The organism is Paenarthrobacter sp. PH39-S1 (assembly GCF_030063245.1).
In the GTDB taxonomy this organism is placed as follows: Bacteria; Actinomycetota; Actinomycetes; order Actinomycetales; family Micrococcaceae; genus Arthrobacter_M.
Window position 1 is genome coordinate 83,437 of the sequence record NZ_JASISR010000016.1, and the last position, 24,089, is coordinate 107,525.

The following is a 24,089-nucleotide window of genomic DNA, read 5'->3' on the forward strand; positions in this document are numbered from 1 at the left end:
ATGCTAGACGCCCGTTGCGGCGCTGTGACCGGGGAAGGATTCGCTGTCTTCGTTCTGGGCCAGCTTTACGGAAGGCCGGTCCGGTGTGCTGTTGCCCAGAACATCGCCGATGCCTTTGAGCGCTTCACCGATCTCGCTGGGAATGATCCACAGTTTGTTCGCCGAACCGTTCGCCAGCTTGGGCAGCGTCTGCAGGTACTGGTAGGCCAGCAGCTTCTGGGTGGGATTCCCCTTGTGAATGGCGTCGAAGACCTTCTGGATCGCCTGGGATTCACCGTCGGCGCGCAGAATCGCGGCTTTGGCATCACCCTCGGCCTTGAGGATCGCGGACTGCCGCTCACCTTCGGCCGTCAGGATGGCGGATTGCTTCGTACCCTCTGCGGTCAGAATCGCCGCACGCCGGTCGCGTTCGGCCCGCATCTGCTTCTCCATCGAATCCTGGATCGACAGGGGCGGATCAATGGCCTTGAGCTCGACACGGCTGACACGGATTCCCCAGCGCCCGGTGGCCTCGTCCAGTACGCCGCGCAGCTGGCCGTTGATCTGGTCACGGGACGTCAGCGCCTCTTCGAGGTTCAGTCCGCCGACGACGTTACGCAGCGTCGTCGTCGTCAGCTGTTCAACAGCCTGGATGTAGTTCGCGATTTCGTAGGTCGCAGCGCGCGGGTCCGTCACCTGGAAGTAAACGACCGTGTCGATCGAGACGACCAGGTTGTCCTCGGTGATGACCGGCTGCGGTGGGAAGGAGACCACCTGCTCACGCAGATCGAGCAACGGCAGCAGCCTGTCGACGAACGGAATCAGAATCGTCAGTCCCGGATTCAGTGTCCGTGCATACTTGCCCAGACGTTCCACCACGCCAGCGCGGGCCTGCGGAATGATCCGGACGGACCGGACCAGCACGATCACCACAAAGATGATCAGGACCAACAGCACAATGGTAAGCGCTACGGCCCCTGCGTTGTCACCCATATTTCCCCTCTTTTCATTTCTACAAAGCGTATGTGACGGTTCGTGGCCAGCTTGCACCGCACGATCAGCCGGGGGCCGGAGCACCGAGTGGCAGTCCGCCCGGCGAAGATCAGTGGCCGGCTGCCGCGCTGGGGGAGCCGGGTGCAAAGGAGGTTCCGGGGAGGTCGACGACGGCGGTGGCGCCTTCGATGGCGCCCACCACGACCGCTTGGCCTGCAGGAAGCGCCGCGGCGCCGCGTGTCCGGGCGGTCCAAGTATCACCGCCGATTTTCACAAGCCCGGTATGGGCAGTGACCGGTTCAATGACGACAGCGCTGTGGCCGATCAGCCGGTCCACGTTGGTGCTGCGTTCGTCCGGGTCCTTGCGCAGGTGGCTGAGCGCAATGGGGCGGATAAATACGATCGCTGCCAGCGCAACCACACAGAACACCACGATCTGCAGCCATAGCTGGGCCCCCAGGAAGGAGCTGGCCAGTGCCGCCAGGGCGCCTGCGGACATCATGATGAAGAACAGGCTCAAGGTCAGCATCTCGATGCCGGCAAGGAGCAGGAAGACGACGAGCCAAAGTGCCCAGCCGTTTTGTACCAACCAGTCAAACATTGCAGCCCCCTAGATGGTGAAGGTAAATTTCAGCCTACTACGTTCGGCGTGTTCCGGATCATATAACGGCCTGCAGCGGCAGACGGAACGGAATTCCCCCCGTCCGCGCCGCGGCACCTGACAGGATGCGGACGCCTTCGGTCAGTTCCTCGTTGCTGTAGCAGAAAGGGAACCGGAGGAACCGTTCGAAGGCGCCGTCTAGACCGAACCGTGGTCCCGGGACAAGTGCCATCCCCTCGGCCCGGGCCGCCAGCGAGAGCGCCGAAGTGGAGAGATTTCCGGTGTTGATCCACAGTGACATGCCGCCGTCGGGAACCGGCCAGGTCCACTCAGGAAAGGCAGACGCGAGCAGTCCGCTCAGATGGTCCCGGCCGCGGCGCAGGTCCCGGGTCCGGCTGGCGGCGAGCAGCGGCAGTTCCCTTAATAGCAGGGTTGCCACCAGCTGCTCAAACAACGGAGTGCCAAGGTCTGTTGACGGGCGATGCCGACGGACCCGGTCCAGCAGTTCCCGTGGGCCCCTGATCCAGCCGATCCGCAGGCCGCCCCACGCGAGCTTTCCTAGTGACCCTAAGGTCACCACCCCCGGCCCATATGCCGCCAGCGGAAGCTCGGGCCCACGGTCAATATCCAGCATCGCCGTGGTCTCATCCGCCACCAGAACCATTCCTTCCCGGGCTGCCACGGCCGCCAGGCGTGCGCGGTCAGCCGCCGGCATGCTCAGCCCGGTGGGGTTCTGGAAATCGGGCATCAGGAAGGCCATGCTCGGCGCCGACCGGCGGATCAGCTGCGCAGCTTCGGCGATATTCCAGCCGTGTTCAGAGGTGACCGGCGCGGAGAGCATCCGGGCACCCGCCACGGCGAACGTATCCAGTGCGTGGGGGTACGTGGGCTGTTCCACCAGGATCCGGTCGCCGGCCGAATAGAGCGTTCCGGTCAGCAGATTCAGTGCATGCTGGGCCCCTATGGTCACCATGATCTGAGCCGGAGAGGTGGGCAGGCCACGCTGCGCGTAACTGCCGGCGATCTCTTCGCGCAGCTCCGGCAGCCCGTCCATATCGAAACCATGGTGGTGCAGGTATCCCGGCAACAGGTCCGCCGCCTGCCGGTAGGCCGCCGCCATGCCTGGGTAGGCCGCGCATGTGGCCTTGGTGAAGTCCAGTCGAAGATCGATCGGGGAGGTGTGGGCGCCCCGCCGGCCACCGGGGAGCGCCAAGGTACTGCCGGAACCGCGCACACTGCTCAGATAGCCATGGTCGCGGAGCGCCGCATAGGCGGCCGCCACAGTCGTCCGGCTCACCGCCAGGGACTGGCTCAGCTCACGTTCCGCAGGCAACGTGATGCCGCTGCCGAGCCGACCGTCCAGCAACAGCACACGGATCCGATCGGACAAGGCGCGGTACGCTGGCGCTGAAGTCCGCCAGTCGCCGAGCTCGCGGGCCAGCCGGCGGCCGCTGAACGATTGTGTCATAGTGCCACTTTATGGTGATTGGCCCTTTTACATAAGACCACTTGGGGCGAATAATCGACACTGAAGCCGCCGGTCCCAGCCGATTTGAGCCGGTCCCAGCCACGCCCCAGGTCTGCCACCCTAATGCTGCGTACCTCCATCCCACCGACCTCGAACGGCATCCATGAACGAGTTTCTGACCACGCAAAACCTGGCCGCCCGGATAATGCGCCTGCTGGCGGGCCTGTTCGCCTACGGCATGGCCATCGCCCTGATGATCCGCGGAAACATTGGCGCGTCACCTTGGGACGTTTTTGGTCAGGGTGTCTCCCGTAGCACCGGATTGAGCTTCGGTCTGTGCACGATCATCGTCAGTGCAGGGGTGCTGCTGCTGTGGATCCCACTGCGCCAGCGCCTGGGTATGGGCACGATAGCCAATGCCGTCCTGGTAGGTGCTTTTGCAGATCTGGGCCTGGCATTCATCCCGCAACCCGGACACATTGTCCTGCAGGCACTGATGTTCATGGCCGGGCTGTTTCTGCTGGCGCTGGCCACGGCACTGTACATCGGGGCAGGTCTCGGACCAGGGCCCCGGGACGGACTCATGACGGGTCTGGTCAGGGTAACCGGACGGCCCGTTTGGCTGATCCGCACCGGGATTGAGCTAATCGTCGTCGTCATCGGGTTCTTCCTTGGAGGTGTTGTTGGCGTCGGGACGGTGGCCTTTGCGGCCGCAGTCGGTCCGCTGACCCAACTGACGCTGCGCTGGCTGCACGTGGATCTGCACCGCTCGCCGGCATCACGGCGTCGGCCAACAGGCGTTAAGGGTCTCCGCCCGGAGTCGGGAGCCGCGGGTGCGGACCCGAAGGGCGGCGGAACGGCGAGCTCCGGTGCGGACCCGAAGAGTGCCGGAACGGCAGGCGCGGGAGGTGCGGGTGGGGACCGGGACAGGCCTGGTGTTGGCGGCGCTGGGGCCGGCGCCACCGGAGTGCGCGGCACGGGATTGGGAAATCCACTTCAAGGCAGTGCGGAGCCTGGCTGCAGGGGGCCAGTCTGCGCCGATCCCGTTAGCTAGCTGGCGCTCTGAATAGCTGGCGTTTGAAATGGCAGTCGAACCGGGAGGAAGGTGCTGATCTGGAACCTTACCGTGGCCACGGTGCGTTCATCGAGCGCAGCCACCCGATCTTGCAGTTGCGCCGGAACAAGATGATGTCCCGCTGGTCCCATCAGCGCCGCGCGCGCCACATCATCCCGGGTCAATTCCAGTGTGTACTCAAGATCACTGGCTGCCCCGGCGCTGAAGAAACCGGACAGCGATGCCTGCAGCCCGATCTGTTTGTCCCCTTGAATGCCAAGCATCCCGGTCACTTCGGCTATCTCGGCCAGATGCCCGGGTAACGGCGTGACGACGACAAGTTTCCCGTCCGGTTGCAGAATCCGGGCAAACTCGGCGGGATTGCGGGGTGCGAAGACCACGACGACGGCGGCGGCCGTGGCGGCAGCGATCGGGAGCGGCTGCCACACATCCCAGACCAGATTCACCGTGTCCGGGTTGGCGCGGGCGGCACGCCGAAGTGCGTATTTGGAAATATCCAGCCCGATCGACGAGACCGCGACCGTAGTATTGTCCGCTGCACGATGGAGTTGCCGCAGGTAGTACCCGGTGCCGGTTCCGGCGTCCACCACTAGTTGATCATTTTCCAGCCCGTCCAGCACCGTATCGGCCAGCTGCTCTGCCAGCGGCAGATAATGGCCGGCTGTCAGAAACCCATCCCGCGCCGCCACCATTTCCGAGGTGTCCGGGATGAAGCGGGTTCCTGGCCCCGTCAGCAGGTTGACGTAGCCCTGCCGCGCGATGTCGAAGCTGTGGCCGGAGTCGCAGACCAGCGCTGTGGCCCGCTCCACGGGCTTCGCCGATGGTTCGGCATCCGCAGGGCCAGTCACAGTATCTGAGAGAACACCCGAGACAGTAGACGGCGAGTCCGCCCCAGCGGATGGGACCGTCTGGACAGGGTTGGCCGGCACCCCCCTACAAGCGGGTAAGGCAAGGAAAGAGCCGGCACAGAGGGGACATAGCAAGGCGGCGACGGCGGAGGGATACATAGCTTTATCCTAAAGGGACTCCCGCCGCCGCCCTCCGACGATAAAAACACCCCGCCGCCCCCATCGATGTCGCATCTAAGGCCGTCTCGGGCCGCAACATGGGCCTTCTCGGGCCGCAACATGGGCCTTCAACGCGGCATCGATGAGTGAGCGAAGCGCCGGTGGACTGTCCGGGATACGATCCAGGGGGCTGCTCTGGTAGGTCAGTCCGGACGCCCACGCTCGGCGTCGATCTTGGCGGATAACCTGTGGCCGCCGAACAGAAAAAGATATTGGCAAAGCTCGGTTGAAGCCTGCATCAACCGCCATCGCTTAACGCAAACGGGTCTCGTGCCAGCGGGGGTCTTGGTTGGTCTTAGCTGGTTGGGCCACCGGACTGCTGTCCCAGTTTCGCCACCGTCAGGACGACGACGGAATCCTCCACCGCTTGCAGCGCATGCCGCCCCTCGGGCATGGTGAGCAGGTCTCCGGCCGAGCCGGTGCATTCGGAGACACCCGCGGTCAGCAGTACCCGGCCGGAGAACACATAAACGGTCGCTTCACCAGGGTTGGCATGTTCGCTCAAGGCCGCTCCCGCTCGCAACGCGATCATGGTCTGGCGGAGGATCCGCTCATGGCCGCCGTAGACGGTTTCAGCGCTCCGGCCGCTGGAGCTCTGAAGGGCAATGTCCAGCTGATGCCTCGCCAGTGCGGTCAGTGATGTCTTCTGCACAATTTTTCTCCCTTGTCGTTACCGTACGATCTACTGGCTACGGTGCGAAAAGCACAGCAGGTTTTGAACACTTCGTTGAAGCGCATTCCGCTGAATCGCACCCCGTTTTGGACTACCGCCTTCATTGGGGTCTGACCTGTAGCGGAACAGTGGTTAGCGCTAAGCCTTCGGGGTTGGCTTTAGATTGGTGTCATGCCAGTTGATTTTCTCATTGATTATCAGGTAGCGGTGTATGGCCAGTTTCGCTGGTCCGGTTTCGCGGGCTGAGCTGGAGGGGTTTTTTAAGGACGTTTCTTGACGATCCAGTGGCTACCGGGGTCGGTTGCGGTTTCCGTGGCAACGCAACTCGGGATGGTCGACGGTTCTGCGCTGGGGGAGTTATGCAGAGCGGTCGAAGACGCCGTACGAGCACCGGTGGGAGATTGCTCAGGCCAATGGGTATATCGGTGGCTGTCTGTGCCCGGGACTGCCGCCGAATTCAGGAGTTTCCCCGCTCCAATGCCAGGGTGCCGCCTAAGGCACCCGGCTCGATCACTCAGACACGCTCCGCTGCTCCTGTCCGGGCGGGTTCGCTATCGTTCGAAGCGGTATCCGCGCCCGGGCTCGGTGATGAGGTGCGCGGGGTGGGCGGGGTCCGGTTCGAGTTTCCGCCTCAGTTGGCCGATGTAGACGCGCAGATATTGGGATTCGCTGGCGTATGCGTTTCCCCATACGTGGGCGAGGATCTCCTGCTGACTGACAAGGCGGCCCGGGTTCCGGGCGAGGAGTTCAAGGATGTTCCATTCGGTGGGTGTGAGGCGGACGTTCTCTGTGCCGCGGCGGGCAACCTGGTTTGCCAGGTCAACGGTGAAGTGTGCTGTTTTGACCTCGGGCAGGTCGGGGCTTTGGGCTCTGGCCCGCGATGCGGCCCTGACCCGGGCCAGGAGTTCGTCGATAATGAAGGGTTTGGTGACGTAGTCGTTGGCTCCGGCGTCGAGTGCCTGGACCTTCTCTCGGGAGCTGTGCCGGGCGGAGAGCACGATGATTGGTGTGCTGGTCCAGCCGCGCAGGCCGCGGATGACGTCCATGCCGTCGATGTCCGGGAGCCCCAGGTCCAGGATGATGATGTCCGCCGGTGTCCGTGCAGCAGTCTTCAGCGCCGTGGCGCCGTCGGCGGCGGTGATGACCGTGTAACCGTGGGCACGGAAGTTGATCTCGAGGGCGCGCAGAAGAGGCCGTTCGTCGTCGACAATCAAGACGGTGCTCATGCTCGGGGTTCTTCTCGTTGGGCGGAAAGACCTTCCGAGGGCAGCCGTCGGAGGAGCATGGATTGGGGCACCGCCGCGGCGGTACTTGGGAACGGGGGCTGCTCGGTACCGGTGGACAGGGGCATCCGGATGATCATTGTGAGGCCTCCTCCAGGGGTTTGCTCCGCAGTGAGGGTGCCGCCCATGGCTTCGGTGAAGCCTTTGGCGACGGCCAGGCCGAGCCCGATGCCGGTGGCCGAAGGGTTGTCGTTGAGCCGCTGGAAGGGGTTGAACATGGCGAGGGTTTTTTCGGAGTCGACGCCCTGCCCGTGATCGATGATGCGCAGTTCGCTGGCGGGTTGGCCGTGGATGGTGGCCTCCCCTTCGCCGCCGACGACGCCGACGATCGCGATGTCCGATTCGGGGGCGTATTTGACGGCGTTTTCGGTGATGTTGGCGATGACCCGTTCCAGCATTCCGGGATCGGCGTCGACAGGCGGCATGTTTGCGGGCAGGTCGATCCTGACGCGGTCAGGCGGGATGCCTTGGAGGGATGCCGGCAGGATGTCGGGCCAGTGGAGCGGCTGCAGGAGGGGCGTGACGGAGTCGCTGGTGATGCGGGACATGTCCAGCAGGTTCCCCACCAGAAGGTCGAGCCGGTCGGAGTAGTTCCCGATGGTGGCCAGCAGCTCCTCCTGTTCGTCCGGGCTGAATCTGACGTTGTGCTGGCGCAGGCTGCTGACGCCGAGCTTGATCCCTGCCAGCGGTGTGCGCAGGTCGTGGGAGACGGCGCGGAGGATCGAGGTCCGCATCTTGTTGCCCTCGGCCAGCCGGAGATTGTCGCGGTTGCTTGCGACCAGCTGCTGTCGGGCGCGCATGGCCGTGACCTGAGCGCCGAATGCAGCGAGGAGCCGGCGTTCGCCGGCGGAGAGGGTCCGGCCACCGAGGACCAGTGCGGTGTCCGGATCAATCTCCTCCACGGTCTGGCCGTTGTTGGGTGAGGCTGGCACCGGTCCGCCGGATGCTGCTGCCAGCCGCCAGGGGGCCGGGCTGGTATTCCGTGGGTGGTTCCGGTTGGCGGTGCTCCCTACGGGCGGCGGGTCGACCTCGTTGGTGCGGGTGAACAGGGCGGCGCTTTGGACCTGGAAGACCTCCCGGGCCTGCTCAAGGAGAGGCTGCAGGGAGTCGTCGGTGGCCATGGCCATACGGGTCAGTTCGCTGAGGGTGGTGGCTTCGGCCCGCGCCCGCGCTGCCTCTTGGGCGCGCCGGGCGGAGGCGTCGACGATCACCGCGACCACCGCTGAGACTGCCGTGAAGACGACGAGTGCGACGATCGTCTGAGGATCGTTGATGGTGAGTGTGCCTTTGGGGTCGGTCATGAAATAGTTCAGCAGCAGGCTGGACCACAGGGCTGCCAGGACCGCAGGGCGCAGGCCTCCGATCAGCGCTACGGTGACGGCACCCGCGAGCTGGATAAGGGCTCCGGTGGTGAGGCTTAGGCCGGGCTGCAGGTTCAGTACGAGCTGTGTCAGGGCCGGCAGCAGGATGGCGAGCAGCAGGCCGATGATGATCCTGCGGCGGCTCAGGTTACGGGGCCGGGGCCCGCTTCCGCCTGGGGTGGTGACGGAATGGGAGACCATGTGAACATCGATGTCTCCGGAGTCACGGACCACCTTGGATCCGACGCCGGCAATGAGTCGTCCCAGTCCGCGGCGGCGTGAGACACCGATGACGATCTGGGTGGCGTTAACGTCCCGGGCGAACTCCAGAAGCGACACCGCCGGCTCTTCTCCGGCGACCACATGGTAGCTGCCTCCGAGATCTGTGATGAGGCGTTTTTGCGCTTCCAAGGCCGCAGGAGATTCTTCCATGACGCCGTCGGAGGGGCGGACGTGCAGGGCCAGCAGATCGCCACCGCTGACGCGGGTGAGGATCCGCGCGGCGCGGCGGATCAGCAGTTCTCCCTCCGGTCCGCCGGTCAGTCCGACGACGACGCGTTCGCGCGCTGGCCAGCTGGCGCTGATGCCCTGGGCGGCGCGGTAACGGGCGAGGCCTTCATCGACGCGGTCGGCGAGCCACAGCAAAGCCAGTTCCCGGAGGGCGGTGAGGTTTCCGAGGCGGAAGTAGTTGGCCAGCGCCGCGTCTACCTTTTCCGGGGCGTAGATTTTGCCGGCCCCGAGGCGCTGGCGCAGCAGCTCCGGGGTGATGTCGACAAGTTCAATCTGGTCCGCGCGCCTAACCACCTCATCGGGAACGGTTTCGGCCTGCCGGACGTCGGTAATGGCGCTGACGACATCACCGAGGGAGGCCAGGTGCTGGATGTTCACGGTGGACAGGACGTTGATTCCCGCGGCGAGTAGCTCCTCGATGTCCTGCCACCTCTTCGCGTTCCTGCTGCCAGGGATATTGGAATGGGCATATTCATCAATGACCGCGGTCGCCGGCCGGCGCTCCAGGACCGCGTCGATGTCCATTTCCTCGAAGTCAGACCCGCGGTAGTGGATGGTCTTCGAAGACACGGGTTCCAGTCCCGTCAGCAGCGCCGCCGTGTCCGGGCGTCCGTGGTGCATGGCGAAACCGACCACCACGTCCTCCCCGAGGGATACCAGCCGGTGGGCTTCTTCGAGCAGGTCGAAGGTCTTTCCGACCCCAGGGGCTGCGCCCAGGAATATCCGCAGGTATCCTCGTGCCATATACCGATCCTTTCAGGTCTTGTGCGCGCGTCTAGCCTTTTGCGGCGGCGAGGTCCAGATTCAGGGATGTCACGTTGACGGAAGCCTGGCCAGGAAAGGCCGCCAGTCCATTGGAGGTGTTTTTCTGTACCAGCGCCCTGACGGTGTCCTGTGAGAGTCCGCGTTCCCTGGCGGCTCTGGGGATCTGCAGTTGCGCGTAGGCGACGGAGACGTCCGGGTCCAGCCCGGATCCGCTGGCCGTGACAGCATCGGCGGGGCCGTAGGTGATGGTGCCCGTCTTGTCCAGCAGCAGGGTGGTGATGTCCCCGGCCGTTTCCACGGCCCGGCCCGAGGTGGCCAGGACGTTGTGCTGCACCAGACGGTCCATCCCGGCGATGTCGATGGCAGGGACCAGGGCGCCGATGGTCGTCGGGATCAGGCACACCAGCAGGGCCACCAGGACGATCGGGGAGGGCAGCGCGCCGGCCAGTGCGGCGAAGGGGGCCAGGGCCATGGTCACGACCATGAAGACGATGGTCAGGGACACGAGCAGGACGTGGAGGGCGATCTCGTTCGGTGTCTTTTGCCTCACGGCGCCTTCAACGAGTTTGATCATCCGGTCGATGAAGGTTTCCCCGGGCTGGGTGGAGATCCTGAGGGAGATCCGGTCCGAGAGGACCTTCGTGCCGCCGGTCACGGAGGAGCGGTCCCCGCCGGATTCGCGGATCACGGGAGCGGATTCGCCGGTGATGGCGGATTCGTCCACGCTGGCCAGGGCGTTGCCCTCGGCGCGGGTGCGAATAGAGGCAAGCAGGCGGGTTGTGCTCATCATGCCAGTCCTTCTGCGAGGGGCCCCAGAGCCAGGGCCGGGAAATACGTCAATGCGGTCAGGATGAGGGTCACGGCGAGTAGCAGTGAACCGAACTCCCAGCCGTGGGTCGGGAGTGTACCTGCCGTTGCCGGGACGTGCCGTTGCCGGGACGTGCCTCTGCCGGGCCAGGGAGCCGGCCAGCGCCAGGACCAAGGCCATCGGCAGGAACCGCCCCAACAGCATCGCCGCGGCCAGGAGCGTGGCCATGGCCGGGCCGGAGGTGGTGATTCCGCCGAACGCGGAGCCGTTGTTGTTCGCCGCGGAGGTGAAGGCGTACAGCAAGCTTCATCTCGGCCGGCCCGATTTTCTTGCCCAGGAACTCCGGCGTGCGCCCGACCATGAGTCCGGCAATGAACACGGCGATGATCGCCAGCACGAGCATCCCGTACAGCCCGGACCCGGTCCCGCCGGGTGCCACTTCGCCGAGCATCATGTCCAGCATGGCCACGCCGCCAGCCAGTGGCGGCAGCGAATCGTGGGCCACGTTCACGGCACCCGTGGAGGTCAGCGTGGTGGACGAGGCGTAGAGGGCGCTGGCGGGGGGCGCCGAAGCGCTGCTCGAATCCTTCCCCCAGTCCGCCGGCAGCCGCCGTCGCGGTTCCCGCCCCGATGGCGACGCTCGCGCCCATGAGCACGACGGCCGTCAGCCACAGCGTGCCCATGACGGCGGCAACGGTGTGTCCCTGCCGCTGGTCACCGACCATCCGTCCGTACGTGTAGGGCAGAGCGGAGGGGATCAGCAGCAGCAGGAAGACCTGGAAGAGACTGATGAAGATGTTCGGGTTTTCAAACGGGTGCGCGGAATTGGCGTTGAAGTAGCCGCCGCCGTTCGTTCCCACGATCTTGATGGCCTCCTGCGAAGCCACAGGGCCACCCGGAATTGTCTGCCGGACACCCATCGCCTGGTTGACGACATCGGTGCTCCAGAAGTTCTGCACCACACCCGAGAGCACCATGGCTACGGCGGCGACCGCGGCCAGGGGCAGGAGAATGCGGAAGGACGCACGGGCCAGGTCGACCCAGAAATTGCCGATCCAGTCTGTGGCGGTCCGGGCCAGCCCGCGGATGAGGGCGATGACGACGATGATGCCGACGGCGGCAGAGAGGAAGTTCTGCACCACCAGCAGGCACATCTGCACGAAAATCCCCACCGTGCTCTCAGGGACGTACGTCTGCCAGTTGGTGTTGGTGACAAAAGACACCGCAGTGTGCATGGCCACCCACGGATCAACCCCGCTGAGCCCGTTGCGGCCGGGGATCAGGCCCAGGAGCCGCTGGAGTGCGAAGACCGCCGCGATGGAGACCGCCGAGAAGGCCAGGACACTGCGCACATATACCGGCCAACGCTGGTCCGCTGCATAGTCGACCCCTGCCAAGCGGTAGAACACGCGCCCAGCTCGGCTGTTCCGTTCGCCGGTGAACACGCGGGCCATGTACAGCCCAAGCGGCTTGTGCGCTGCCACCAGCAGGACCAGGAGAACGGCGATCTGTGTCAGGAACGAGACGGTGCTGAAACCCACCAGGTCACCACCGTTCCGGACGGATCAGGGCGGCGAGCAGGTAGCCCAGCAGCCCGATGGCCGCCACGGTCAGAACCGCCCACATCACGGCGTCGAAGCTCATGGCTTCTCCACCACGGACTCAAGCAGCTTGGCAGCCCACATCACCGCACCCATGGAGACGGCATCGGCTGCAATGACCACAAGATCGGCCATTACGACTGCCTTTCATGCTGTCCGGACGGCGGCCCCGACAGATCCTTCTAATGGCGACGGGGAGGTCAAGCCCCCGGCAGGGAAGGGACCGGCTACGGGGCGCAGGTTTCCCGGTACACCAGAAAATGCCGGTCCGTCAGTGCAAGAGGGCTCCGGTGCTGGCGGATCGGCCGATAGAAGTGTCCGTAGGGGTCGCGCACGACCGCATTCGACAGGTCGCCTTCTTTGAGAAGCTGTGCGCCGGCTTCGCGAAGAGTTTCAACGTGAAATTTCCGACGGTGCAGTTGAACGCTCCAATTGCCGTCGCCGGCGGCCGCCGCCGTTAGTACTTCAAAGAGCGCGGCCAGGAAGCCGGCGTCGCTGGGCGGCGCGTTCCGGATGAGCGGATACTTGCGGGGCTGATCCTGTTGGGCTTCGGCCCAGGCGTGGCGGAGCCAGACAAGGTCCGCCTTGCCCATCGATGCTCCGAGGATGACCCCGCCCCGTTCGTCGGCAAACAGCGGGTAGTTGTTGCCCGCCCGGTCCACGATGCACTGCGCCTGGCCCGAGTATTCGAAGCTCCTGGCCACGGCGGTGGCCGAGGGGGCGTATTCGAACGTCCCGCCATCGACCGTGATGAAATCGCGGCCCCCTTCCGCGCGCGTCCCGGTGTCGAAATTATCCGGTACCGGCAGCCAAGGGTCAGTCGGCCACAATGACTTGATCAGCTGGAACATTCGCGTGCGTTTCTTTCTTCCGGTCCCCGGCCACGGTGCGTGTTCTCGCCTTCACCGCGGCGTGGCCGTTGTGGCCACATCATGAGTAGACACCGCAAAAACGGCCGGGAACCGGTTATTTGCACAACCCTTACGGCCAGGGCACAGATCTTTATGCATCCTTAACGGGCATCCTGATTTGCCGTCTCAGGCACAACTCTGCGGCCGGCTCAGGACATGAGATTTTGCGTCCGGCATGGAAGAGCCGTCCCCGCCGATCCGGCGCGGACGCGGGTTCATGGGGGCTGGCAGCAGCGCTCCACGCTTGGTTGTCAGCCGACGTGGACCCAGGGTCGCCGGGTGACGTCGGGTTCGGCTTCGCGCAGCACCTCCCGGGTGACGGGTGCGATCTCGCCTTCGCCCAGGAACAGGAAGCGCAGAAGGTTGACCACCGGGTTGCCTTCGGTCCACCGGAAGTAGATGTGCGGCATCAGGCCTGTCACGTCCCGGATGTGCAGCAGGACCGAGGCGATCGTGTTCGGAACGACCGGCCCGTGGACTTCCAGGATCCGGTATCCGTGCCGGACCACGCCCCGGACCTCCAGCTCCGTTTCGAAGTCGGAGGAATCGTCCACGATGACTTCCAGGAACAAGGCCTGCTGGTCCACGGGCAGATGGCTGACCTCGATCGCTGAGGTTAGTTTATCCCGGTATGCTGCGGCACTGAGTCGGAGCGGTTCATGGGAGATGATCCCCAGCGGTCCGTCCAGCACCTCGGACATGAACTCAAGTGCCTGCCGGTCCATGTGGACGTGGGTGGCGTGCAATTCGAAGGAACGCCGGACCCGTGAGAGCAGCGAGATCACGATGATGCCCGCGATGAAGACGGCGGCGATCCTGATGCCTTCAGGACGTTCAAAAACGTTCGCGATCGTGGTGTAGATGAACACCACCGCGATGATCCCGAAACCCACCGTGCGTTTGCGCTGTTTCCGGCGTCGGGCCGAAAGCGTTACGGCGACCGCTGCCGAACTCATCAGCACGAGCACGCCGGTGGCGTAGGCGCCGCCCTGCGCGTCGACGTCGGCGTTGAAGAGGAACGTGATCAGGAATCCGATCAGCGTAAACACGAACACCAGCGGCCGCACCGCCCTGGCCCATCCCGGGGCCATGCCGAACCGGGGCAGGTAGCGGGGTACCAGGTTCAGCAGCCCTGCCATGGCCGATGCGCCGGCGAACCAGAGGATGGCGATGGTGCTGATGTCGTACACGCTGCCGAAGCCGACGCCCAGGAACTCGTGGGCGAGGAAGGCCAGGGCACGTCCGTTGGCCTGTCCGCCGGGCCCGAACTCCCGGGCCGGGATCAGCACCACGGTGATGAAGCTGGTGGTGATCAGGAACGCGCTCATGATGACCGCGGCTGTTGTGAGCAGCCTGCGGGCGCCCTTGATTCGGCCTACGGGATTGTCCTCGGTGTCGCTCTCGTGGCCCTGGATCTGGGGCATGACAGCGACTCCGGTTTCGAAGCCGGACAGGCCCAGCGCCAGTTTGGGAAAGACCAGCAGGGCGATGCCGACCACCATGAGCGGATTTCCGTGGGAGGTGGACAGTGCCCGCCACCACTCGTCCACGGCGACGGGGTGGGTGAATACCTCGAGGAGCGTCACGACCACCACCACGACATTCAGGCTGAGGTACAGGGCAACAAGGGTGACGGCGACGCCGATGGCTTCCTTGAAGCCGCGCAGGAAGACGGCGGCCAAGAGGGCCAGCAGGAACAGGGTGACGGCCACGTTCTGGCCTTGGAGCCAGCCGGAGGCTACCGGGTTCTGGATCACGTGGGCGGTCGCGTCTGCTGCGGAGAGGGTCATGGTGATCATGAAGTCAGTCGCTGCGAAGCCGAGCAGAACCAGGACGAACAGCTTGCCGCCCCACCGCGGCAGAAGGCGCTCGAGCATGGCAATGGACCCCTCTCCGCGGGGACTTTCCCCGGCCACCCGGCGATAGACGGGAAGCGCCCCCAGAAGGGTGACGGCCACCAGCACCAAGGTTGCAAGCGGGGAGATCACTCCGGCGGCCAAGGCGGCGATCGCCGGCTGGTAGCCGAGTGTGGAGAAGTAGTCGACACCGGTCAGGCACATCACCTGCCACCAGGAGTGCTTCTTCAGATGAGATGACGTAGCCGCGCCCGGGCCCTGATGGGAGCCCTTGCTGTCCTGCAAACCAAACAGCAGCCAGTCCCTCAGCGCCGCCTTGCCTCCTGGCTTGGGTGCCGACGGATCTGCCGGCGGCCTGCTCAACGTAGTCATCAATGCCTTTCCGCGCGGCACACCGCGCCGCGATCGATCAATGCCGAACGTAGCACCGTGCAAGACCGGCCACGGATGATTCAGACGGATCTTGATGAATCCTTTACGCCGGAGCTGGCCGGGCTTCGCGTACGTCCATGGGGAGCCCATTCCCAGGGCGCGCTACAAACGTTCCGGCCCGCAGTTTCGCCGATGACGATCCCTGGTCCGCCACGGAAGGCAAACCCTGAGGTCGCATCCGCGCCCCCGTTACCCCGGGCCTCACGCAGAGCCCGTATTCTGAAGTTGATCGACGACAACGGATAGTAGGAGTGCTACTACTCCTACTGGCAGCTATTACGGACTGCCGCGGGTTATGGTGGGCGGCTGGCGATGCATGAGGATTCAACGACCGCCTGCGCGTTGAGGATTGCCGGGAAGCCCACGATGTCCCCGTTCGCGGCCCTCCGCCTCCGGATGAGCGCCGGGACGCCGGGCGGTATGGCTCTGAAAAGGCTCGCCTTGTGTGTTCCGGATTACTGAACAGCGCGGGGTTCCAGCCTCAGCGTGGGCGGGTAGACACACCCGCTGAGGAAAGGCACCCCCATGAGCACCGCACCAGCTCTTTCACACCATGCGTTTTCCACCGGCCTCGGAGGGCGCGCCGCCACCGGGGTGGCCGGAGGCCTGGTCTTCGGGGTGCTCATGGCCATGATGGGCATGTCTCCCGTGGTCGCCTCCCTGGTCGGCTCCAGCTCCGCCCTGACCTTCCACCGCGCCGTCCAGGTCCCTGTCCAACGCCGTACGTCCCAACAACCCGCGCAGGACTTCGGCGCCGATGTCAGCAAACCCGGCACTGTCGCCGGCCGCCAGGCGAAGCCGTCCCGCAGCAGCGCGGCAAACAATGACCGGATCTCAACGGGATCTCATGGTCTTCCGGTCGGGCGTTGTGCCAGTGCTGCCTGCAGGGCCCGGGTCAGGTCCCCGTCGGGGTTGCGCAGTGCCAACGCCCAGAAGCCGCCGTCACCGGCGAGGCCGATCGAGCTGTCGACGCCGGGTGCAGGTCTGAGGCAGGCGCGGAGGTGATCGGCTCGAAGCTGGGGCACGTCCATCCCGATCAGGAGCGTGGTGCCCCATCCGTATCCACGGGCGGCATCGAAGACGGCGGCGAGTCGCTGGTCGAGGTCGCCGTCGGGCTGTCGAAGCAGTTCAAAGCCGGCAGCCAGGGCCGGGTGTCGGTCGGTAGTGTAGGCAAGGACGCGGCGTGCAACGGGCACGGCCGCGACCGTGGCCAGTGCGTCATCCAGGCTCGCGGCGGCTACGTCCGCGGCCAGGGCATGGCTCAACGCCGGCGTCAGCCGGGTCTTGACCTGTCCGGGTATGCATTACTTGGCCATGACGACGACGGTGAGCGGGGAGGCCGGGTGCACCAGCTGCTCCGCAGCTGGAGTGACATGTCGGTCACGGCCGTGATGGTGCCCCGCACGGTGCCGGTGACCTTGGACCGCCCGGTGCGTGGCAGGTAACCAATCGGCGTTTCCGCTATCCTCCACCCGGCGCGCGCGGCCTTGAGGACAACCGGGCGTGAGCTGCCCACCCGAAACCCGTCCGCGGCTCATACACCACAGTGGCCCCGAGCGCGCGACTGACGGCGGCGGAGGCGTCAGTGGACCCGTTATCCACCACGATGGGGCGGACGGTCGGGCAGCCCCGCCAAAACACGGGGGAGTGCGGCCGCTTTCATTCAGGCTGGGCAGGACAACGTAGATGCTCAGTGCTTTTCGGGTCGTGTCCTGACCTGATTCCGAAAGGGCACCGCGGTGGCTCGGTGTTTCCTGCATCCCCGGCCCGGGGATGCTTGCGCCCGGTGGCGGTTCGGGTTCTCAGGCACAGGGAAACCATTGGGCGGCGGCGTTGGCGCGTGCGCGGTAGTCGCTGAATCGGCGGCGGACCTCGGCGATGGCCTCGGCCAGCGGGAAGATCTCGGAAGTGATGAGCTGGTCGGTGTCGTCGGCGCTGACGGGGTGCCAGTAGACGCCGTCGGCGGTGACGGTCACTTCGGGGATGAGCGCTTCGATCGCCAGCTCCAGTCCGGCGGTGGCCTTGCCGCGGTGGGCGAGGGCGCGGATGACCTGGTCAGCGGGCGCGATGCCGAGCGAGTCGAGGAAGGCGTGGAAGGGTTGGAGTTCGTGGGCCTGCCCGGCGGGAAGGGTCGCGGCGACCCTGACCCGGAACCCCTCGTCCTGCGCTATCCGGATGCCGGCCACGGCCCGCTGCCACGACCCGGTCCCGCGGTGGCTGTCGTGGTCGTCGGGGGTGGCGGAGTCGAGGCTGATCTGCAGCACGAGCGTGTTGCGGTCCATCCGGCGCAGGCGTTCGAGCCGGTTCCCGCGGAAGAGCATCCCGTTGGTCAGCAGCGTGGTCGGCAGCGCGTTCGTGCATGCCGCCACGAGGTCGTCGAGGTCCGGCAGCAGGAACGGTTCCCCGCCTGTGAGCAGCAGCTCGCTGACCCCGGCCTGAACGGCCTCGCCGGCCAGCCGGCGCACACGGTCGATGCCTAGGGCCCGCCGCGCGGTCTGCGGGGAGGAGCGGGCGCAGCAGTAGTCGCAGGCCAGGTTGCAGTCAAAGTTGGTATACATCCACAACCGGGTCCCGGGCATCTGCCCGGGAGCCAGCCCGACGAGCGGGTCCGGGGCACGGCCGCGGCGGATGACGGCGCCCCCGTCCCTGACCGCCAGGAGTTCGTTGCCTGTCCGGGCACACCATGCGGCCACCGTCTCCGCCAGCGGGCTCGGGTCGCCGGGTCCCAGCGGCACGGCCACGGTGGCGCCGTCGGCCACGGCAGCGGTGCGTTCAACCAGATCCAGGATGATAGCGTGGTTTACCATCGGGAGCCGATCTGCTGCTCGCGCACCGCCTCGAACAGCGATGCGTAGCCCTCCAGCCGGGGGACCACCCATCGGCGCAGGCCTTCCATTTCAAGGATGGGCCGGTGCGCCGGGTTGTCCCAGTCCATCCCGAGCAGGTGCTCGACCCAAGGCGTGGCCCGCTCCTCGGAGAGGGCGGGCAGGGCGGTGAAGTTGCAGTGGCTGTAGACCGGGGATTCCCAGAACAGCTCCAGGGCCCCGGGCATCAGCTCATCGCGTCCGATTGCCTCCCAGGTGTTGATGCCGATTGCGGCGGCGTCGGCTCTGTCATCGAGGACGGCGCGCAGGGCATCGAGTTCGCTGCGGCCGGTGTCGCCGTGTTTGCCGACGTCGCTGTCGATCCGCAGGAAGTCCACCTCGCCGGGGGTGAGCCCGGCGCGGGTCAGGAAGTGGACGGGCAGGATCGCGGCCTGCGCCGAATCGCGGGACCCCAGCGCCAGCCGCCGGCCCGTCAGATCCTCCAGACCGCCCAGCCCGCTGCCGGCACGGGCCACGAACATTGTCCGGAACACGGTGTCGGTGTCCCGCATGGCCAGCGCCCGGCAGGCGCCCTTGGTCTGCGCGACGGTGCGTACCCAGGCCAGGTTGGTGTTCCAGGCCAGGTCAATGGTGCCCTGAAGCAGTGCGTCCACCTGGCGCCCGTAGTTGGAGAAGAGCACGAAATCCATCTCGGCTGGGCTGCCGGCGAAGTAGTCGCGGATTCCCTCCCAGATGGTGACCACGTTGGGAGTGTAAGCGACCGAACCCACGATCAGCGGGGCGCTCATGCCGGGACCTGCGCCGGGGCGGACGGCTGGCTCTCAAACAGGGGCTGTCCGGTGATGGCTTTGCCGTAGAAGTCGTAGAGCACGTCGGCGGTGGGGGCCATGACGTGTCCGGCCCGGGCGTCGCGGAAGTACCGATCGATCTGCAGATGCTCCGAGAACGCCGCTCCGCCGCAGACGCGCATCGCGGACTCGGTGATGCGCAGAGCCGCGTCGTTGGCCGCAGCCTTGACGCCGAGCACGTGCAGCATGGTGTCCTCGCGCGGTTCGACAAGCCGGCCGGCGCCCTGGGTGAGGTGGGCCGCGGTGCTGGCCAGCTCGATCGACATCCGGGCCAGCCGGGCCCGGATAGTCGGCAGCGCGGACAGACTCTCGTTCAGATGTTCCAGCCGGGCGGCGCTGGCGTGCCGGACCGCGGCGTCCACCGCGGCACTGGACAATCCGACCGACACGGCCGCGTTGCTCAGGTTGAACCACGGCAACACTGTCTGGAGCATCAGGTCCAACCCGGCACCGGCCGCACCGACGCGGTAGCTCTCGGGCACCTCGACGTCGAAGGTCATCGGGGAGGAGGCGTTGCCGCGCAACCCCATGCCGCGCCATCTCCCGGCCACCTCGACGCCGGGGGTGGACGCCGGGACCGCGAACAGATCAACGCCGTCGGCATCCGCCGTCAGCGTTGAGACGATATGGACGTCGGCGTGACCGGCCGAGGTCACCCAGCTCTTGGCGGCGTTCAGCCGCACCCCCGCACCGTTGAGCCCTGCCCGCGACACGGGCGCCCAGAAGTGCGACCTGGATCCGGCCTCCGAGAACGCCAGCGATCCGAGGAACCTGCCGCCGGCCAGATCGGCCACCAGGTCCGGCAGTCCCGGCGGTGGTCCGGCCGCCACCGCCATCGCGGCACTGACGTGCATCAGATAGATCATCGCCGTCGACCCGCAGATCCCGGCCAGGGCACCCAGGACCTCGACCAGTTCGTGCGGGCCGCCGCCGAGACCACCTGCCTCCACCGGCAGCGTCAGGCCGAGCAGACCGGACTCCCGCAGGGCTGCGACGGCTTCCTCGGGGAACCGGGCATCGGCGTCGACGTCGCGGGCATGCTCCCCGGCAATGGCGAGTACCGGATCAAGCCGTGCGGTTAGATTCATCGTGGGTCTTCCTGTCTGTGGGCGTGGAGAGGGGACGCGGTGTCAGTCCGACGGCGAGCAGTCCGAGCCCCAGCCCGCCCATCAACGCCAGGGTGGAGCCATCCCCGCCGAGCCAGTTGACCGTCTGGCCGGCCTGCAGGAGCTGAATCACCGCGGCCGCCACGAAAGCCGTACCGGCCACAATCACCAGTACGCGCCGGCGCAGCACCCCACCGAGCACCGCGAGGACCCCCAACGCCACGATCACGATCAGGGCCGCACCGCGGACGTGGATAAAGTCCACCGCCGCCGGTCCGCCGGTGGAGAAGGCGAACAGGGAGCCCAGCAGTGCGGCCACACCAAGGACCAGCGCGGGAAGATCGAAGCGCCGCCCGCTCATGAGAGCCTCACAAGGAGCGCCTCGAGGCGTCCGGTGGATTTCTGCCAGCCGGGGCGCAGGACACCGTCGACCCCGAAGCTGCGCCCGGCGGCGGTGGCGAACACGGCGATGTGCGCCAGGATCATCAGATAGTAGGACCAGTGCCATTCATTGGGTGCGTTCAAGACAGACACAGTGATCGCCAGCGACTGGGCCAACCCGACCACCGCCCAAAACCGGGTGGCAAGCCCGATCAGCAGGAACGCACCGAGGCCGGCCTCGATGAACAGCGTCATCCAACCGAAAAAGGGAAAATTCGGCAGCACCACGTGTTCAACAAACCATGCATAGGGCTGGAATACCGGGCGCTCGACCGCGAAACGAGTGAAAAAATACAATCCGTTGTTCGCGTGCTCACCAAAGTCTGGTGGCACCTTCCACGCAACGTTCTGAATCCACAGCAGCGCCACACCAATCCGCAACACGGCGACACCCCCACGGGCCAGCCGTGAGTCCCCGCCCGCCTCAACGGGCGCAGGCGTTCCAGCAGCCATGACCTGAGCCTTTCCCATGGCTCCCATTAAGGACCCGCGGCCGGGGACGCGCAACACTAAAGTCCTTACATATCCCGAACGGCCTCCATTACATACGGCACATACGGCAGTCAGGGTGCCGGTGCATATGGGCGTACGGCGCCCATATCGACCAGGGGTCGGGGACCAAGGCGCGGCAAACTGGGCGCTAAGCCGTTTGAGAGTGTCGGATAACAACCGGTTTTGAGACGACCCGCGCCCAGGCGGCGCGCCGACACCAAACGGTCCACAACCCACCTCACAACAGGTCGGCGAATACCGATGAATGGCCACCCAACACTTCGATCTCATCGGCTACACCCCGTCTCCACCAATGAACAAGCCGCCCAAGTCCAACGAGACGCCCTCAAAACTGCCGGTTGCGGCCGGATCTTCGAAGACAAAATCTCCAGCCGCGCCACCGCCCGCCCAGGGCTCGCCGAAGCCCTCGACCATCTCCGTCCAAACAGACGCCCCGGTGCGTGTGGAAATTGGACCGCCTCGGCCGGTCAGTGAAAGAAGTCCTCACCATCGCCGATAGCCTCCACGACCAAGGAGTCGGCCTGCGGATTCTCACTGGCACCCTCACCGGAACCTACAACCCGACCGGAGAAGGGAAATTATTCTTCGTCATGATGGCCGCGTTCGCCGAACTCGAGCGCGACATGATCCACCAACGAACCGTGGCCGGCCTCGCAGCAGCCCGGGCCCCAGGCCGCACCGGCGGGCGCCCAACAGTCATGGATACCAATATCCTCTCAGCCGCCAGGGCCAGACCCCCGAGCCGTGCCACCGGGACAGAATCCTTAGCGCCAGCCACTGTTCCGCCGCAGGTCGGACCCCTCATTGGAGTACCGCCCCATTGGAGCAGTAGAGGACGGGTGGAACGTTCCTGAGCACCCTAGCCGGAAGTTTGTATCCGCAGGCAACCGCGGCCATGAGTAAGCTTCGCCGGGAGCTGGCGCCGGAAGTCCGTGACGCGTTCACCGACTTCAGCAAGGCCGCCCTGACCCGGCTGCCGTCGTCGTCCGTGGTTTGCTCTTGCGACGACCGCCTCACCCGGCTGCCGCCGTCGTCCGTGGTTTGCTCAAATGGACTGACGGTATCCGAAGAACTCGTGGTCGTTGTTGTAGCCGCCCTGACCGCCGCCGACCTCGGAGAAATGCTCAACGAACTCGATGCCCTTGATCCATTTGACCAGTTTAAAACCGAGCTCCACTTCATTGCGCAGCCGCAGCGGGGCCCCGTGGCCATAGGAGAGCGGCTCATCGTTCATGTCATAGGCCAGCATTGTCAGCCGGTAGGCCATCTGCCCGATCGGCTGCGCGTCGTAGTAGATGCCCTTGTCGGGCCCCTCGGCGAAGGAATAGAAGATGACCCACTTTGCCTCCGGCTTGGGCCTGGCCACCTCGAGAATGGTCTGCATGGAGACGCCGCCCCATTTCGCCACGCCGGACCAGCCCTGGATACAGAAGTGCTGGGTGATCTGTTCGTGATGGGGGAGGGCGCGCAGCTGCTCAAGGTCCAGTTCCACCGGGTTGTCCACCAGGCCGTTGATCCGCAGCCGGAAGTTGGTGAAATTTCCGGCCCGCAGTTCTTTGTATTCCTCGGTTTCCGGAAACTTGCCGTTGTGCCAGAAGTACGGGGAAATGTCCTTCTCGGTGTACTGGCCGGGTTTGGCATCAATATGCTCGAAGAGCCGCTGCGCCGGCCCGATCAGCGCGTAGCCCACCTTCTGGACCGTGCGCGGATGGCGGTAGGTCAAGGGAGTGGCGGCGACCCAGGTAACGATCACGACCAGCGTGGAAACGGCCAAGATTCCGAATCCGAGCCAGGATTCGTTGTCCTCGCTGGCGTACATATGGTTGAGGTTCCGCAGGGCCCCGGTGGTCACCACCAATGTCACATGCACCACGATAAACAGGACGAACCAGCACAGAACCAGGAAATGCAGGGAACGGGCCGCCTGGATGCTGAACAAGGAGCTGATCCGGCGGAACCGGGTGGAGAGCGCCGGGGACATGCCCAATCCCGTTACCAAGGCCGCCGGGGCGGCGATAAAGACGGTGAGGAAATACGCGAGGAGCTGCAGACTGTTGTAGTTGACCCAGCCGGATTCTGCGGGCCAGTCCAGCGAGAGGTACTGGGTAGCCACGGAGATGGAATTGGGAATGACGTCCCAGCTCATCGGGACCAGCCGCATCCATTGACCGGTGCTGAAAATCAGGACGAAAAAGACAATGCCGTTCAGCAGCCAGAGGGTATCGATACCAAGGTGCCACCACCGTGCCAGCCCGATCGAGTGGCGCCGGCCGGGCAGGCCCACCCCGTCCGGCAGCGTGATTGAATCCTGTTTCGCGGTGTACAGGGGATCCGGCGGGACGGGTTTCTGCATGCGGAACCAGTCCTTGCCGGGGGTCGAGTTCCTGGTCCAGTAGAACCTCGGGTGATCGGCCATGATGGTCACCCCGGAGCGGATGAGGAAGGTCATCAGGAACAGGTTCAGGAAATGTTGCCAGCCCAGCCACGCCGGAAACCCTACCGGTGCATTATCGGGAAGCCGGGACATTCCCGGGTAGCGTTGCATAAAGGCCTGTACACCCGTCAGTTCCCGGAGGCCTTTGGCGACCGCGACTCCAATGATCAGCAGCAGCAGCCCAATAGGAATTAACCAGAGCAGATTGAACCATTTATTGCTTCCCAGCCGTATGCGCGGGGCGACACCGTACTGCGGTGCGATGCCGCCCGCCCAGCCCGCGTCAACGGTATGGCCTTCCTTTTTAACCAACTCGGTCCGAAAGCTCGTGCGGACCCGTGTTGGGGCGTCGGCGGCAGAAACCGCAGTGGGAAATTCGTGCTCTTCACCTGTGGGGTCCATGTTGCGGAGCCTAGCGGGAGTTTCCTAGCTAATTGGTTCGAAACTTGTGTTTGTGCAGGTCAGAGGCTCTTTTTGGGGCTTGGAAGTGTATGACCTAACTTTTCTTCGGGGCCAGCTTGGTGAGGTTGAAGATTTCG

At 65.3% G+C, this 24,089-nt stretch carries 20 protein-coding genes and 2 pseudogenes; 3 read left to right on the plus strand and 19 right to left on the minus strand.

Annotated elements, in window-relative coordinates:
- Nucleotides 1–3 precede the first annotated feature (3 nt).
- The 3 genes from QMG52_RS11980 to yczR all read right to left on the minus strand — a co-directional run bounded on the left by QMG52_RS11980 (nt 4) and on the right by yczR (nt 3,041).
- Nucleotides 4–972: an SPFH domain-containing protein gene (locus QMG52_RS11980; RefSeq protein WP_283560628.1), complete on the minus strand. Its 969-nt coding sequence runs from the start codon at nt 970–972 to the stop codon at nt 4–6.
- Nucleotides 973–1,081: 109 nt separating this feature from the next.
- Entirely contained in the window at nt 1,082–1,573 is a 492-nt protein-coding gene (locus tag QMG52_RS11985) for an NfeD family protein (RefSeq protein WP_283560629.1), read from the minus strand.
- A gap of 58 nt (nt 1,574–1,631) precedes the next feature.
- On the minus strand, nt 1,632–3,041 hold the full coding sequence (yczR, locus tag QMG52_RS11990) for a MocR-like transcription factor YczR (RefSeq protein ID WP_283560630.1): 1,410 nt from the start codon (nt 3,039–3,041) through the stop codon (nt 1,632–1,634).
- Nucleotides 3,042–3,204: 163 nt separating this feature from the next.
- On the opposite strand from yczR, the gene yczE reads away from it, so the two are divergent.
- On the plus strand, nt 3,205–4,095 hold the full coding sequence (gene yczE / locus QMG52_RS11995; protein WP_283560631.1) for a membrane protein YczE: 891 nt from the start codon (nt 3,205–3,207) through the stop codon (nt 4,093–4,095).
- Here yczE and QMG52_RS12000 read toward each other — a convergent pair.
- The 15 genes and pseudogenes from QMG52_RS12000 to QMG52_RS12075 all read right to left on the minus strand — a co-directional run bounded on the left by QMG52_RS12000 (nt 4,092) and on the right by QMG52_RS12075 (nt 20,987).
- Nucleotides 4,092–4,964, minus strand: a complete 873-nt coding sequence (locus QMG52_RS12000; protein ID WP_283560632.1) for a putative RNA methyltransferase — start codon at nt 4,962–4,964, stop codon at nt 4,092–4,094. The genes yczE and QMG52_RS12000 overlap by 4 nt on opposite strands.
- Nucleotides 4,965–5,478: 514 nt before the next feature.
- Nucleotides 5,479–5,835: a cupin domain-containing protein gene (locus QMG52_RS12005; RefSeq protein ID WP_283560633.1), complete on the minus strand. Its 357-nt coding sequence runs from the start codon at nt 5,833–5,835 to the stop codon at nt 5,479–5,481.
- Nucleotides 5,836–6,407: 572 nt separating this feature from the next.
- Nucleotides 6,408–7,082 carry a response regulator gene (locus QMG52_RS12010; protein ID WP_283560634.1) on the minus strand — a complete coding sequence of 225 codons (675 nt, stop codon included), beginning with the start codon at nt 7,080–7,082 and terminating at the stop codon, nt 6,408–6,410.
- Nucleotides 7,079–9,754, minus strand: coding sequence for a DUF4118 domain-containing protein (locus QMG52_RS12015; RefSeq protein ID WP_283560635.1), 2,676 nt, complete (start codon nt 9,752–9,754; stop codon nt 7,079–7,081). The genes QMG52_RS12010 and QMG52_RS12015 overlap by 4 nt, the downstream gene beginning before the upstream one ends.
- Before the next feature lie 97 nt (nt 9,755–9,851).
- Nucleotides 9,852–10,508 (minus strand): annotated as a pseudogene (locus QMG52_RS12020) (HAD-IC family P-type ATPase); the annotation flags it as partial.
- 53 nt (nt 10,509–10,561) lie between these two features.
- Nucleotides 10,562–12,124: pseudogene (kdpA, locus tag QMG52_RS12025) on the minus strand (potassium-transporting ATPase subunit KdpA).
- A 4-nt stretch (nt 12,125–12,128) separates the two neighbouring features.
- On the minus strand, nt 12,129–12,227 hold the full coding sequence (gene kdpF, locus QMG52_RS12030; RefSeq protein ID WP_283560636.1) for a K(+)-transporting ATPase subunit F: 99 nt from the start codon (nt 12,225–12,227) through the stop codon (nt 12,129–12,131).
- Between the two features lie 184 nt (nt 12,228–12,411).
- Nucleotides 12,412–13,035: a hypothetical protein gene (locus tag QMG52_RS12035; RefSeq protein ID WP_283560637.1), complete on the minus strand. Its 624-nt coding sequence runs from the start codon at nt 13,033–13,035 to the stop codon at nt 12,412–12,414.
- A 311-nt stretch (nt 13,036–13,346) separates the two neighbouring features.
- Nucleotides 13,347–15,323, minus strand: coding sequence for an APC family permease (locus tag QMG52_RS12040; RefSeq protein ID WP_283560638.1), 1,977 nt, complete (start codon nt 15,321–15,323; stop codon nt 13,347–13,349).
- Nucleotides 15,324–16,228: 905 nt separating this feature from the next.
- Nucleotides 16,229–16,579 (minus strand): DUF2064 domain-containing protein, encoded by a 351-nt coding sequence (locus QMG52_RS22305; RefSeq protein ID WP_502920515.1) that lies wholly within the window; start codon nt 16,577–16,579, stop codon nt 16,229–16,231.
- Between the two features lie 606 nt (nt 16,580–17,185).
- Nucleotides 17,186–18,190 (minus strand): Rv1681 family radical SAM protein, encoded by a 1,005-nt coding sequence (locus QMG52_RS12055; protein ID WP_283560641.1) that lies wholly within the window; start codon nt 18,188–18,190, stop codon nt 17,186–17,188.
- Nucleotides 18,184–18,996 carry an Rv1680 family SBP-like protein gene (locus QMG52_RS12060; protein WP_283560642.1) on the minus strand — a complete coding sequence of 271 codons (813 nt, stop codon included), beginning with the start codon at nt 18,994–18,996 and terminating at the stop codon, nt 18,184–18,186. Before QMG52_RS12060 ends, QMG52_RS12055 begins: the two co-directional genes overlap by 7 nt.
- On the minus strand, nt 18,993–20,144 hold the full coding sequence (gene fadE16, locus QMG52_RS12065; protein ID WP_283560643.1) for an Rv1679 family acyl-CoA dehydrogenase: 1,152 nt from the start codon (nt 20,142–20,144) through the stop codon (nt 18,993–18,995). The genes QMG52_RS12060 and fadE16 overlap by 4 nt, the downstream gene beginning before the upstream one ends.
- Entirely contained in the window at nt 20,122–20,523 is a 402-nt protein-coding gene (locus tag QMG52_RS12070) for an Rv1678 family membrane protein (RefSeq protein WP_283560644.1), read from the minus strand. The genes fadE16 and QMG52_RS12070 overlap by 23 nt, the downstream gene beginning before the upstream one ends.
- Nucleotides 20,520–20,987, minus strand: coding sequence for a TQO small subunit DoxD (locus QMG52_RS12075; RefSeq protein WP_283560645.1), 468 nt, complete (start codon nt 20,985–20,987; stop codon nt 20,520–20,522). Before QMG52_RS12075 ends, QMG52_RS12070 begins: the two co-directional genes overlap by 4 nt.
- Before the next feature lie 369 nt (nt 20,988–21,356).
- Between QMG52_RS12075 and QMG52_RS22310 the strand changes: the two genes are divergently transcribed.
- Both QMG52_RS22310 and QMG52_RS12085 read left to right on the plus strand, forming a co-directional pair.
- Complete coding sequence (locus tag QMG52_RS22310; RefSeq protein WP_502920512.1) at nt 21,357–21,590, plus strand: recombinase family protein; 234 nt, start codon at nt 21,357–21,359, stop codon at nt 21,588–21,590.
- Nucleotides 21,587–21,970, plus strand: coding sequence for a recombinase family protein (locus QMG52_RS12085; protein WP_283560647.1), 384 nt, complete (start codon nt 21,587–21,589; stop codon nt 21,968–21,970). Before QMG52_RS22310 ends, QMG52_RS12085 begins: the two co-directional genes overlap by 4 nt.
- 191 nt (nt 21,971–22,161) lie before the next feature.
- Here the strand turns inward: QMG52_RS12085 and QMG52_RS12090 are convergent, their stop codons facing one another.
- Nucleotides 22,162–23,952, minus strand: a complete 1,791-nt coding sequence (locus QMG52_RS12090) for a molybdopterin-dependent oxidoreductase (RefSeq protein ID WP_283560648.1) — start codon at nt 23,950–23,952, stop codon at nt 22,162–22,164.
- Nucleotides 23,953–24,089 lie beyond the last annotated feature (137 nt).

Excerpts from the sequence above, each read along its gene's own strand:
- QMG52_RS11980 (WP_283560628.1), bottom strand. The coding sequence starts at position 972 with ATGGGTGACAACGCAGGGGCCGTAGCGCTTACCATTGTGCTGTTGGTC.
- QMG52_RS11985 (WP_283560629.1), bottom strand. The coding sequence starts at position 1,573 with ATGTTTGACTGGTTGGTACAAAACGGCTGGGCACTTTGGCTCGTCGTC.
- yczR (WP_283560630.1), bottom strand. The coding sequence starts at position 3,041 with ATGACACAATCGTTCAGCGGCCGCCGGCTGGCCCGCGAGCTCGGCGAC.
- yczE (WP_283560631.1), top strand. The coding sequence starts at position 3,205 with ATGAACGAGTTTCTGACCACGCAAAACCTGGCCGCCCGGATAATGCGC.
- QMG52_RS12010 (WP_283560634.1), bottom strand. The coding sequence starts at position 7,082 with ATGAGCACCGTCTTGATTGTCGACGACGAACGGCCTCTTCTGCGCGCC.
- QMG52_RS12015 (WP_283560635.1), bottom strand. The coding sequence starts at position 9,754 with ATGGCACGAGGATACCTGCGGATATTCCTGGGCGCAGCCCCTGGGGTC.
- kdpF (WP_283560636.1), bottom strand. The coding sequence starts at position 12,227 with ATGAGCTTCGACGCCGTGATGTGGGCGGTTCTGACCGTGGCGGCCATC.
- QMG52_RS12035 (WP_283560637.1), bottom strand. The coding sequence starts at position 13,035 with ATGTTCCAGCTGATCAAGTCATTGTGGCCGACTGACCCTTGGCTGCCG.
- QMG52_RS12040 (WP_283560638.1), bottom strand. The coding sequence starts at position 15,323 with ATGACTACGTTGAGCAGGCCGCCGGCAGATCCGTCGGCACCCAAGCCA.
- QMG52_RS12055 (WP_283560641.1), bottom strand. The coding sequence starts at position 18,190 with ATGGTAAACCACGCTATCATCCTGGATCTGGTTGAACGCACCGCTGCC.
- QMG52_RS12060 (WP_283560642.1), bottom strand. The coding sequence starts at position 18,996 with ATGAGCGCCCCGCTGATCGTGGGTTCGGTCGCTTACACTCCCAACGTG.
- fadE16 (WP_283560643.1), bottom strand. The coding sequence starts at position 20,144 with ATGAATCTAACCGCACGGCTTGATCCGGTACTCGCCATTGCCGGGGAG.
- QMG52_RS12070 (WP_283560644.1), bottom strand. The coding sequence starts at position 20,523 with ATGAGCGGGCGGCGCTTCGATCTTCCCGCGCTGGTCCTTGGTGTGGCC.
- QMG52_RS22310 (WP_502920512.1), top strand. The coding sequence starts at position 21,357 with ATGAATGGCCACCCAACACTTCGATCTCATCGGCTACACCCCGTCTCC.
- QMG52_RS12090 (WP_283560648.1), bottom strand. The coding sequence starts at position 23,952 with ATGGACCCCACAGGTGAAGAGCACGAATTTCCCACTGCGGTTTCTGCC.